Genomic DNA, 11,718 nt, shown 5'->3' with positions numbered 1-11,718 from the left:
TTACTGATTTACCGGATCCAACCAGCCCCATTTATCTTCGGTTTCACCCGTGAAGAGGCCAAAGAACGCCTGTTGCAGGGCTTTGGTGACCGGGCCGCGTTTGCCGATGCCGACCTGAATACCGTCTACGCTGCGCACTGGGGTAATTTCCGCTGCCGTGCCAGACATGAACACTTCATCCGCCAGATACAGTGACTCGCGGGACAGCACCTGCTCACGCACTTCATATCCCGCGTCCTTCGCCAGCTTGATGATGGCATCACGCGTAATGCCCGGCAGCGCCGAAGAGGTAAACGGCGGCGTGAAGATAATACCGTCCTTCACTTCAAACAGGTTCTCGCCTGCACCTTCAGAAACATAGCCGTGGACATCCAGCGCGATCCCTTCCTGATAGCCGTGGCGGCGTGCTTCACTGCCCACCAGCAGGGAGGACAGATAATTGCCACCCGCTTTAGCGGCGGTTGGAATGGTATTCGCCGCGGCGCGATTCCAGGACGACACCATGGCATCAATGCCCGCTTCCAGCGCTTCTTCACCCAGATACGCCCCCCACGGGAACGCCGCGATGATCACGTCGGTTTTATAACCGTCTGGTGGATTCACACCCATCCCCACATCGCCAATAAACACCAGCGGACGGATATACGCGCTGGTCAGGTTATTTTTACGCAGCGTTTCACGGCAGGCTTCCATCAGTTCATCCACGCTTTGCTCGACCGGCATACGGTAAATTTTTGCCGAATCACGCAGGCGCTGCATGTGCTCGCGGTGACGAAAAACTACTGGCCCCTTGTGTGAATTGTAGCAACGAACGCCCTCAAACACGGAGGTACCATAATGCAAGGCGTGTGACATCACGTGTACTTTTGCTTCAGCCCATGGAACCATCTCACCATTAAACCAAATGTAATCCGCTTTTTTTGTCATTCTTTTTTTCCTTACTCTTTATGCGTTAGGCGCTGATCTGCTGTGATGTCGTCATCGGTTGAATGTCAACGCAGGCAATATCCAACAGCTTACTTAGTTGTGTTGACAATAAATCCACCGAGCGATGGCTGGCAACGGTCAGTTCAATATTAATGTGATCGGCATTGGTGGTTTGCACCATATTCATCGCGCAAACTTTGAAACCGCGATGGCGGGTAACACGCAATACACGCTCCAGAACCTCGGGACGAAAGCGTGCCTGAATCGAAAGTTGATGATGTGTCATTCTGTTGTCTCCAGCACTTATTCTGTGTAAGTCGGCCATTATTGGGTGTTGTCGAGCCTATTCGGTTTTATCAAGCATCGTTTCGTTACCCGCACCCGGCGGAACCAGCGGCCAGACGTTTTCGTATTCATCGATCGAGACGTGCAGTAAATAGGGTCCTTCGCTGTTAAACAGGGCATCCAGCGCGACATCAATTTGATCTTTACGGGTGATACGCTGGCCGGGGATATCAAATGCGCTTGCCAGAGTCAGGAAATCAGGGTTATCGGAGAGGTCGGTTTCACTATAGCGTTCATCAAAGAATAACTGCTGCCACTGACGTACCATGCCCAACCGTTGGTTATCCAGCAGCACGATTTTCAACGGCAGCCGTTTTCGTTTGATAGTGCCCAGCTCCTGAACGTTCATCATGAAAGAACCGTCGCCAGAAATGCAGATAACCATATCGTCCGGGCGCGCAACCTGCGCGCCCACCGCCGCTGGCACGCCGAAGCCCATTGTGCCGAGACCGCTGGAAGTGATGAAATTCTCAGGACGGCTGAACGTCATATGCTGCGCAGCCCACATCTGGTGCTGGCCCACATCGGTCGTCACCACAGTGTCCGCATCCATTCGTTCAGAGATCGTTCTCAGCAGTGCAGGCGCATAAATCGCCTGACCGGGATGATCATAACGCCACGGGTATTCCGCTTTCATCATGGTCGCCTGCTGGCGCCACGCGCTGACGTTCAGCGGCTGTTGTAGCGCCGGTAATATCGACTTCAGATCGCCTTGCAACGCCACATTGGCATGGCGCAATTTGCTCAGCTCCGCTGGGTCAATATCCATGTGAATAACGCTGGCATGAGGCGCAAAGGCATTCAGCTTGCCGGTCACGCGGTCATCAAAACGCGCCCCGACTGCGATTAACAGATCGCACTCTTGCACAATCAGGTTCGCCGCCTTCGTGCCGTGCATACCAATCATACCGAGGTAATAGGGATGATTGGCATCCACGACACCCAAGCCTTTCAGCGTCGAAACGGAAGGGATATCCGTTACACTCAGGAATTCGCGCAGTGCCGGAACCGCATTCGCCATGCCAACCCCGCCGCCAACGTACAGCACCGGTTTTTGTGCTTTCGCCAACAGGGCATATGCCTGCGCAATATCTTGCTCGGGGAAATCAACATCGTTAGCAACAGGCGCAAAGTTCGGGGTGAAATCTCCCATCGCCAGCTGAATATCTTTAGGAATATCGACCAGAACAGGGCCTGGGCGGCCGCTGTTGGCAATCGCGAACGCTTCTGCCATCACTTCCGGCAGTGATTCGAGAGACTCAACCAAGAAGCTGTGTTTCGTACAGGCCAGAGACAGCCCCAACACGTCGATCTCCTGGAAAGCATCGGTACCAATCAGCGCCGACCCGACCTGCCCGGTGATCGCCACTACAGGGACAGAATCCAGTAGCGCATCGGCCAAACCGGTGATCAGGTTCGTTGCACCTGGGCCAGACGTCGCAATGCAAACGCCCACATTACCTGTGGAACGGGCATACCCAATCGCCGCCATCACCGCGCCTTGCTCGTGGCGACACAGCAGGTGTTTAACGCCGCCGTCATAAAGTGCATCATAGACGGGCATTATCGCGCCACCCGGATACCCAAAAACGGTGTCCACTCCCTGCGCTCGCAACGCTTGTACCACCCACTGTGCTCCATTCATAGTTATTTCCCCGACATCTTATGGGAATAACAGAATTTTATGCTGATGTTCATTTTCTGTTCCTTTCCGTTGTAGATTACGCCCAACAAAAAACCCCCGACCTTTCGGTGCGGGGGTTTTCTTGAATTAGGCCTTGATTTCTAAGCCATTCTTCGTCCAAGTGCAGCCCCGCACGGTGGGATAATAATCACCACCACGCTAATCACGACTAGGCTAATCACTAGGGATAGGGCTTTCATAATAGGTTGTTCATTAATCTTCTGTCGAACGAATGCCTACAGAGTTATCACAGTCAGACATGGCGTGACAACAATTTTTTTTCATCGTTCTTGGTAAGAATTACCTATGATGCGGGAAAAAATACAACGTAATCATAAGGTAGACACGCACCAAATTATTTTCTCTCGTTGGTGTAAAAATGAGCATTGCGCGAGAAACATAGCAAATGAATACGAACGTTATCGATCGTCGGATAACGTAAAGCGGTCGGTTCACCCGACATAATTGCGATGCGTTGCGCACAAATTTTCTTCATTGCTGAAACAGAGCATTATTTTATGACGCTGTCGCGCAGGCTGATGATGGCGGACTCTACTTCTTCTCCCCAACCAGACATGATGCAAACCATCAGCAAAGGGGAAATAGCATGTCATTGGCAGTTACCTATACTCGGGCAATGATTGGCGTACAAGCGCCGGACGTTTACATCGAAGTTCATATCAGCAGCGGGCTACCGGCTCTGACGCTGGTAGGCTTACCAGAAACTACCGTCAAAGAAGCGCGCGATCGCGTGCGCAGCGCACTCATCAATTGTGGGTTTGCCTTTCCAGCCAAGCGCATCACGGTCAACCTCGCCCCTGCAGATCTGCCGAAAGAAGGGGGACGCTACGACCTGCCGATTGCTCTGGCAATTCTGGCGGCATCAGAACAAATCGATGGGGAAAAGCTAAGCCGCTACGAGTTTCTTGGCGAACTCGGCCTGTCTGGCACGCTACGCGGCGTCAATGGCGCGATTCCTGCTGCCCTAGAGGCCATCAAGTCAGGCCGCCAGCTTATCCTGCCAGATGACAATAAACGGGAGATGACGCTGATACCGCAGGGTGAAGCGCTCATGGCCGGGCATTTGTTAGACGTGTGTGCTTTTCTTAGCGGAGAAGAGGAATTGCTCAGTTGCTCCGACATCGTACCGGCTCCGCAATCAGAAGAAGATGCACTCGACCTGAAGGATATCATCGGTCAGGAACAGGCTAAACGCGCGTTGGAAATCGCAGCCGCTGGCGGCCACAATCTGCTATTGCTGGGGCCGCCGGGAACAGGAAAAACCATGCTGGCGAGCCGACTAGGCAATCTGATGCCGCCATTAAGCGACGAAGAAGCGCTGGAAAGCGCCGCCATCAATAGCCTCATCAACATTGATGCCACCATGACGCGCTGGCGAGCCAGGCCATTCAGAGCGCCTCACCATAGTTCTTCCATGGCGGCGCTCGTGGGTGGAGGGTCGTTGCCTAAACCGGGGGAAATTTCACTCGCCCACAACGGCGTGCTGTTTCTGGATGAATTACCGGAGTTTGAGCGACGCGTCCTGGATTCTCTACGAGAGCCTCTGGAGTCCGGTGAAATTATCATTTCCCGCACGCGCGCCAAAGTGTGCTACCCGGCACGCGTGCAGCTCGTCGCCGCAATGAATCCCAGCCCATCAGGCCACTATCAGGGCATCCATAACCGCTTACCAGCACAACAAATACTGCGCTATCTCAGCAAACTTTCCGGTCCCTTTTTGGATCGCTTTGACCTTTCTATCGAAGTTCCTTTGCTACCACCAGGGGTTTTATCTCAGCAACGTCATCAGGGGGAAAGCAGCGCAACAATTCGCGAGCGCGTGCTGATCGCACGGCAGATACAGCTGAAGCGGGCAAATAAAATCAACGCGCTGCTCACCTCACGCGAAATAGAACAACACTGTGCGTTAGAAGCGCCTGATGCGGCTTATCTGGAAGAAGTGATGAACAAACTTGGCTTATCCGTACGCGCCTGGCACCGGATATTGAAAGTCGCACGCACAATCGCAGACCTCGGCGATCGGGACAGCATAGAGAGAAAACATCTTGCCGAAGCACTGAGCTATCGCAGTATGGATCGATTGCTCATTCAGCTCCACAGAAGCCTTGAATAGCGAAGCGTTAGATGCCTTCACCGCAAAAGAAAATGGGGCTAACGCCCCATTCTTAATTAATCATCGCTTTCCGTGTATTCTTCCACCGCATCCATCTGTGGCTTACCGCCAGATAAGGTATGGAAGCGTTTAGGGCGACGGACACGTTCCAGATACTTGGTCCAGATTTTTTCCAGTTCCGTTTCCGCTTTACGTTCGCCGCGACACATGGCAACAAACGATGTTTCTTCCTCAGTCACTGGTTCACGTTTGCCCAAATCCAGCTCGTTAAACGCGTAACCGTGGCGCTCCAACAGTTGTGCTTCTTTAATCGTAAAGTCGCCATGTCGGGAAAAACCACGCGGGTAGAACTTGTTATCAAAAAAACGATGAGTGGTAGAGAAGCTTTCTGCCATCTTACACGCTCCTAATTCTTCTATGGTCGTGTTGTTTATGGCGCGGAGTATTAGATAGGCTTGACATTGTGTAAAACAAAACATTTAAATCATTACGACAAAATTTTTTTGGAGATGGGCGTGGATACCGAATTACTAAAAACCTTTCTGGAAGTCAGCAGGACAAGACACTTTGGCCGTGCTGCCGAATCCCTGTATCTGACGCAGTCAGCGGTGAGTTTTCGGATTCGTCAGCTAGAGACACAGCTTGGTGCTAACCTGTTCACACGCCATCGGAACAATATACGCCTGACCCCCGCAGGAGAACGGCTTCTGCCCTATGCGGAAAGCCTTATCGGTACCTGGCAGATCGCCAAAAAAGAGGTCGCACGCTCGCAACAGCACAGCCTGCTTTCAGTGGGGGCTACCGCTTCGCTGTGGGAAGCCTATCTGACGCCCTGGCTACAATCGCTGTACCAACAGCGCCCGTTGCTGCAGCTAGAAGCACGCATTGCCTTACGTCATTCGCTGGTAAAGCAACTCCATGAGCGTCAATTGGATCTGTTCATTACCACCGAACAACCCAAAATGGAGGAATTGGCGAGCCAGTTGCTGGGAAATTTTTCCCTTTCGCTGTTCGCGGCAGAAGCGCATCCGCCCGGACAGGAGTTGCCCTATATAAAATTGGAGTGGGGCGCAGACTTTCATCAGCAGGAACATCGCCTCTTAGCCAGCGATCAGCTTCCCGTTTTGACAACCACATCGGCCCATTTGACCCGCCAACTTCTTGAAACAACTGGCGGTTGCGCATTTTTACCCAGTCATTGGTTACAAACCTATTCCAATCTGCGGATAGTCGGCGATAGCCAGCCCGTCGTGCGCCCGTTTTATGCCGTTTGGTTACAAAACAGCGATCAGCAGACGATGATTCGTCAATTGCTGAAAACACCTATTTTAATGAATGCATGATCCATCCAGCTCATAGGCTCTTAAGCACGTCTGGCTAACCAGAAAGTGCTTAACGCTTTCTGTAACCCAATGAAAGCAAAAAGCAGGAAACCAATGACGATTTTTGTCCACCATGAACTTAAGGTGCCATCAAACGTGATATACGTTTGAATCAGGCCCTGAATCAGTACGCCAAATAGCGTTCCCAATACGGTTCCAACACCACCGGTCAGTAGCGTACCGCCGATGACAACGGCCGCGATGGCGTCCAATTCCACGCCGCTTGCCGCCAGAGCATAGCCCGCCGAGGTATAGAGCGAAAAAACAATGCCCGACAGCACTGCTAATGTACTGGAAAGCATGTATATCTGAATCGTCGTCCGCCTGACGGGCACGCCCATCAGCTCCGCAGAATAGCTGTTTCCGCCAATCGCATAAACACGGTTACCAAAACGGGTACGATGCGCCATCACAATCCCCAGCAGCACGACAATCAGCATAATCAGCGCCAGAAAGGTAAAGCGTCCTCCATCAGGCATGCGCCATGCTAAACCCGCCAGTTGGCTATAGACCGGATGATCGATGGGTATCGACTCCTGTGAGACAATGAAGCTCATCCCTCGAACAAAGAACATCCCCGCCAGCGTGATAATAAATGCGGGCAATTTGAGCGTATCGATAATCCATCCCATCACCCCGCCAAACATGGCTCCCATCACCAGCGCGATGGCGAATGCAAAGAAAGGATCGATTCCATATGTCCCGATCAATTTGGCCAATAACACGCCGGTAAACGCAATGACTGACCCTACGGAAAGATCGATCCCGCCAGATAGAATGACAAACGTCATCCCAACCGCCACGATCCCCAGAAACGCATTATCCGTCAGTAAATCAAAAAAAACGCGCGTCGAAGCAAAGCCAGGAAACTGGCTAAGACAGAATAAATAACCTGCAATAAATACCAGAATCGTCATCAACAGGGGGAAGTGGCGTTTCAGCATTATGTTTTCCTCCTGAACAGGTGATGCAGCGAAATACGCGGAGATTGCATAACCAAAACCAGCAGAACGACGAGTGCCTTCAGAACCAGATTGAATTCCGGTCGATAGCCCGAAAGCAGGATGCCGGTATTCATACTCTGAATAATTAATGCCCCGGCGACAGAGAGCAGCAAATTAAAACGACCGCCGAGTAGCGAACCGCCACCGATCACAACGGCCAGAATCGCGTCTAATTCCAACCAGAGGCCCGCATTATTCGCGTCCGCACCACGGATATCCGCCGTTACAATAACGCCCGCTACGGCGGCACACACACCGCATATGACATAAGCCGCGATTAATACCAGCTTCGTACTCACACCAGCGTTGCGAGCCGATCGCAGATTAATACCGACTGACTCGATAAATAGCCCAAGCGCCGTTTTACGCGTCATAACCCACAGCGCCAACAACACCGCGCAGGCAATAATCACCGGCATAGGCAGATAGAACAGGCTCCCGTTACCCAACTTAGCCAACCCGGCGTTATCAAAGGTAATAATCTGACCTTCGGTAATCAACTGAGCGATGCCGCGCCCGGCAACCATTAGCATTAACGTCGCAACAATCGGCTGAATCTGTAGCACCGCAACCAGAAAACCGTTCCACAACCCGCACAGTGCGCCAACCAATAACGCAGTCAGCAGCACAGAAGGGAGTGGATGACCAGCCGCAGTCAGCGTTGCCGCCGTCGCTCCTGCGATCGCCATAACTGCGCCAACCGATAAGTCGATACCGCCGGTAGCAATCACCAACGTCATGCCTAATGCCAGCAACGCAACGGGTGCCCCACGGTTAAGGATGTCGATAAGGCTACCGAACAAACGTCCATCCTGAATGTGGAGAGAGAAGAAGTTTGGCGCGACCATGCTATCAATCAACAGAATAGCGACCAGCGCCAGAAGCTGTGGCACGCCCTTGGTAAACGTTAGGCGCACTTTTTTGGCAGGTTTGACGTTATTATCTGTCATCGGCCGCTCCCGCTTGTACTGCGATAGCCTGCATCACTGCGGCAACCGAGATCTCACTATGTTCAAGATGCGCAACGTGCTGTCTGTCACGCAGCACAATAATGCGATCGGCATAACCGGTCAGTTCTTCCAGCTCAGAAGAGATCACGAGTAACGCCATCCCCTGTTCACACAGTTTTTCGATTAGGCGAATGATTTCAGCATGTGCACCGACATCGATTCCTCGCGTTGGCTCATCCAGAATCAAGAAGCGTGGCTCTGTTGCCAACCAGCGCGATAGCAGGACTTTTTGCTGATTGCCGCCCGATAGATATTGAATTTCCTGCTCTGGACTGGGCGTACGAATCCCTAACAGGTTGATAAATTTTTCAGCGATACGGGTTTGCTCACGCAAGGAAATGGGTTTCAGCCAGCCTCGCTGCGCCTGAAGCGCCAGAATGATATTCTCTCGTACCGTTGCCGCACCGACAATGCCGTCAGTTTTGCGATCCTCAGGACAATAACCAAAACCCAGTTTCCCTGCTGCACGCGGCGTACGAATGCTGACTTGTTTTCCATCAACTCTAGCTTCTCCGGCATCAGGCACGTTAATGCCAAATATCAGCTGCGCGGTTTCTGTCCGGCCGGAACCCAGTAGACCGGCAAGGCCAACAATTTCTCCTGGACGAACGGAAAGCTCGAAGTCATTGATCGAACCACGTCGACCATAGTGTTTGAAGTGCACAATGGGGTCACCCGCAACGTCACTGTGTTCACCCCGCTTCAGTAACGTTTCATCAAAACTGTGTCCCAGCATCATTTGGACTAATTCGATACGCGGTAATTCCTCGACCGGCAATGTCCCCACTAATCGTCCATTACGCAAAACGGTAATTCGGTCGCTAATGCGATAAACCTGATCCAAAAAATGCGTGACGAATATCATGCCAATTCCGCGATCGCGCAATTTCCGCAATATATCCAGTAGCATCTCAACTTCTTTTGCATCAAGGCTTGCGGTGGGTTCATCAAGAATTAAAACTTTAGCGGAAAGATCGATGGCTCTGGCAATCGCGACAATTTGCTGTACTGCAATGGAGTAATTGCCAAGTGGATGGCTAACATCAATCGCCAACCCATAATTCAATAAGATCGCTTCGGCCTGACGCAGGATTTTATGTTGATCAACGATGCCCCAACGTGTGGGCTCTCGGCCAATGAATAAATTTGCCGCAACGGACAGATTCGGTAATAAATTGACCTCTTGATATACGGTTCCGATACCCAATGACTGAGCGTGCGCAGTATTAACAGGATTAATCGCCATGCCATCAAGGATAATATCACCAGACGAGCGGTGATAAACGCCAGTCAACGCCTTAATTAAGGTTGATTTCCCTGCACCATTCTCCCCTAATAGCGCCACTATTTCGCCGCGATTAAGCGTGAAGTCCACCTGTTCTAATGCTTTTACCCCCGGAAACTCAACGCTCATGCCCCGAATATCTAACAACCGTGTCGTTTCCATCAGCATCACCTATGCGACAACGAAACAAGGCTACGTCATACCTGAGCAATATTATGGATAAGTAGGCTGGCAATATTCACTGTTCCGTAGTTTAACGGTGCAGAAAACATAGCAAACCCACTTTTCCATATTCATATTTCTGCCAGGTATTTGGCAAAGTTTATATCAACGATGAATCCATAATATAAATATCAATAACCGAGATCTTTCTTGGTTTCATATTCCTGTTTTGCCGTATCAGGCAGTAATAAACGTGATTCGGTTTGAATGAATTTTTCAGGCTTTTTGCCATCCTTCCTCATCGCTAATAAGGCATCAAAAGCTGGCCCTGCCATATTAGGCGTTAATTCAACGGTAGCATTAGCTTCACCATTCATCATGGCTTTGAAAATATCAGGGACGCCATCAATGGAGACAACTTTTATCTGTGAACCCGGTTTCAAACCTGCTTCTTTAATTGCCTGAATAGCGCCTATAGCCATGTCATCATTATGTGCATAAACCGCACAGATATTTTTTCCATTCTGCTCGGCTTTAATGAAGCTTTCCATGACCTCTTTACCCTTGCTACGAGTAAAGTCTCCTGACTGTGAGCGAATAATTTTTATCTGCGGATCTGAAGCTATGCCTTCAGCAAATCCTTTCTTGCGATTTATCGCGACGCTAGCCCCAACCGTTCCCTGTAGTTCAACAACATTACAAGGTTTGCCAGCAGCCTCTTTCACGAGCCATTCTCCTGCCACCTTTCCTTCATAGACGCTATCAGAAGCAATAGCAGCGGTGTACAACGATGGATCGCTTACCTCAATCGTTCTATCAAGCAGAAACACTGGAATTTTTGCTTCCTTGGCTTCCTGTAAGACTGGTGCCCATCCTGTTGCGACGACCGGAGCAATAAATATGGCATCGACCCCCTGTGCGATAAAGGAGCGCACGGCCTTAATCTGGTTCTCCTGTTTCTGCTGAGCATCCGCTATTTTTAACGTTATTCCACGCTTCTCGGCTTCCTGCTTTGATACTTTGGTTTCTGCAGAGCGCCATCCTGATTCTGAACCAATCTGGGAAAACCCAACAGTTAAGGGTTTTGCCTGTACGGCACCACATAACGCCGTGCTTACAGCAACAGCTACCAGTAAACGTCTGTACATACTTAAACTCCTTCTGTGTAGTCTTACAGCTACTTAGTCAGATTTCAGGTACAGCATAGCGCTACAAATTTCTGCTATAGCGCTACCGATGTGATGTTGGCAGATATCACTAACAAGTGAATGCAACCCGAAGGATCGCTATGGAAAACGATTTATCCTTCACTCAGGTTGTAGATAGTTTTAGTTCAAATATCGAACAAGGTGGATGAGCAAGTTCACAACCTGGTATTACGGTGATTTTGTGCATATTTACAGCTAAATCGACACGATCTGACAGAGGAACATCAAAGAATTTTATCTATTAAATAACAATACGTTAGATTAATTCGGGATCTAAAGACGGGAAATAACGGGGAAATCAAGAAGAAGGGTGCGAGACAGGATCGAGCATAAAATACAGATCAAAAAAAACCCTTCACAATAATGTGAAGGGTTTTTATTTGGCAGGGGCGGAGAGACTCGAACTCCCAACACCCGGTTTTGGAGACCGGTGCTCTACCAATTGAACTACGCCCCTAAATAGGGTGGCGGAACGGACGGGGCTCGAACCCGCGACCCCCTGCGTGACAGGCAGGTATTCTAACCAACTGAACTACCGCTCCACCGAATTTCTCTACAACCACCAGATTACTCTGGG

General features: G+C 50.6%; 11 protein-coding genes and 2 tRNA genes. 2 read left to right on the top strand and 11 right to left on the bottom strand.

What is annotated here, in order from left to right:
- From WCT94_RS10715 to ilvL, 4 genes are all read right to left on the bottom strand, one after another.
- Positions 1 to 927: a branched-chain amino acid transaminase gene (locus WCT94_RS10715; RefSeq protein ID WP_205566976.1), complete on the bottom strand. Its 927-nt coding sequence runs from the start codon at positions 925 to 927 to the stop codon at positions 1 to 3.
- A 25-nt stretch (positions 928 to 952) separates the two neighbouring features.
- Positions 953 to 1,213 carry an acetolactate synthase 2 small subunit gene (ilvM, locus tag WCT94_RS10710; RefSeq protein WP_010294673.1) on the bottom strand — a complete coding sequence of 87 codons (261 nt, stop codon included), beginning with the start codon at positions 1,211 to 1,213 and terminating at the stop codon, positions 953 to 955.
- A 57-nt stretch (positions 1,214 to 1,270) separates the two neighbouring features.
- Positions 1,271 to 2,917 (bottom strand): acetolactate synthase 2 catalytic subunit, encoded by a 1,647-nt coding sequence (gene ilvG / locus WCT94_RS10705; RefSeq protein WP_336869553.1) that lies wholly within the window; start codon positions 2,915 to 2,917, stop codon positions 1,271 to 1,273.
- Positions 2,918 to 3,057: 140 nt separating this feature from the next.
- Positions 3,058 to 3,156, bottom strand: a complete 99-nt coding sequence (ilvL, locus tag WCT94_RS10700; RefSeq protein WP_071531109.1) for an ilv operon leader peptide — start codon at positions 3,154 to 3,156, stop codon at positions 3,058 to 3,060.
- 407 nt (positions 3,157 to 3,563) lie between these two features.
- Between ilvL and WCT94_RS10695 the strand changes: the two genes are divergently transcribed.
- A complete protein-coding gene (locus WCT94_RS10695) occupies positions 3,564 to 5,090 on the top strand; it encodes a YifB family Mg chelatase-like AAA ATPase (RefSeq protein ID WP_336869552.1) in 1,527 nt (508 codons plus the stop codon).
- 56 nt (positions 5,091 to 5,146) lie between these two features.
- Here WCT94_RS10695 and WCT94_RS10690 read toward each other — a convergent pair whose 3' ends face one another.
- Entirely contained in the window at positions 5,147 to 5,485 is a 339-nt protein-coding gene (locus tag WCT94_RS10690; RefSeq protein ID WP_180743829.1) for a DUF413 domain-containing protein, read from the bottom strand.
- Positions 5,486 to 5,605: 120 nt separating this feature from the next.
- Here WCT94_RS10690 and hdfR point away from each other — a divergent pair, with 120 nt between their 5' ends.
- Positions 5,606 to 6,433 carry an HTH-type transcriptional regulator HdfR gene (gene hdfR / locus WCT94_RS10685; RefSeq protein ID WP_319849797.1) on the top strand — a complete coding sequence of 276 codons (828 nt, stop codon included), beginning with the start codon at positions 5,606 to 5,608 and terminating at the stop codon, positions 6,431 to 6,433.
- 20 nt (positions 6,434 to 6,453) lie between these two features.
- On the opposite strand, the gene yjfF is transcribed toward hdfR, so the two are convergent.
- The 6 genes from yjfF to WCT94_RS10655 form a co-directional block, all read right to left on the bottom strand.
- Positions 6,454 to 7,416 (bottom strand): galactofuranose ABC transporter, permease protein YjfF, encoded by a 963-nt coding sequence (yjfF, locus tag WCT94_RS10680; RefSeq protein ID WP_182100878.1) that lies wholly within the window; start codon positions 7,414 to 7,416, stop codon positions 6,454 to 6,456.
- Entirely contained in the window at positions 7,416 to 8,426 is a 1,011-nt protein-coding gene (gene ytfT / locus WCT94_RS10675; RefSeq protein WP_336869551.1) for a galactofuranose ABC transporter, ATP-binding protein YtfT, read from the bottom strand. The genes yjfF and ytfT overlap by 1 nt, the downstream gene beginning before the upstream one ends.
- The gene (ytfR, locus tag WCT94_RS10670) at positions 8,416 to 9,933 is read right to left on the bottom strand and encodes a galactofuranose ABC transporter, ATP-binding protein YtfR (protein WP_336869550.1); all 1,518 of its coding nucleotides are present in this window, start codon (positions 9,931 to 9,933) and stop codon (positions 8,416 to 8,418) included. The genes ytfT and ytfR overlap by 11 nt, the downstream gene beginning before the upstream one ends.
- 191 nt (positions 9,934 to 10,124) lie before the next feature.
- Positions 10,125 to 11,081 (bottom strand): galactofuranose ABC transporter, galactofuranose-binding protein YtfQ, encoded by a 957-nt coding sequence (ytfQ, locus tag WCT94_RS10665; protein ID WP_336869549.1) that lies wholly within the window; start codon positions 11,079 to 11,081, stop codon positions 10,125 to 10,127.
- A 441-nt stretch (positions 11,082 to 11,522) separates the two neighbouring features.
- Positions 11,523 to 11,598: transfer RNA gene (locus WCT94_RS10660), tRNA-Trp, on the bottom strand.
- An 8-nt stretch (positions 11,599 to 11,606) separates the two neighbouring features.
- A tRNA-Asp gene (locus tag WCT94_RS10655) sits at positions 11,607 to 11,683 on the bottom strand.
- Between the last annotated feature and the right edge of the window lie 35 nt (positions 11,684 to 11,718).

Origin of the sequence: Pectobacterium sp. 1950-15 (genome assembly GCF_037136835.1) — a bacterium.
Taxonomy (GTDB): domain Bacteria; phylum Pseudomonadota; class Gammaproteobacteria; order Enterobacterales; family Enterobacteriaceae; genus Pectobacterium.
The sequence above is the reverse complement of the archived record's forward strand: the minus strand, read 5'-3'. Positions and strand labels throughout refer to the sequence as shown.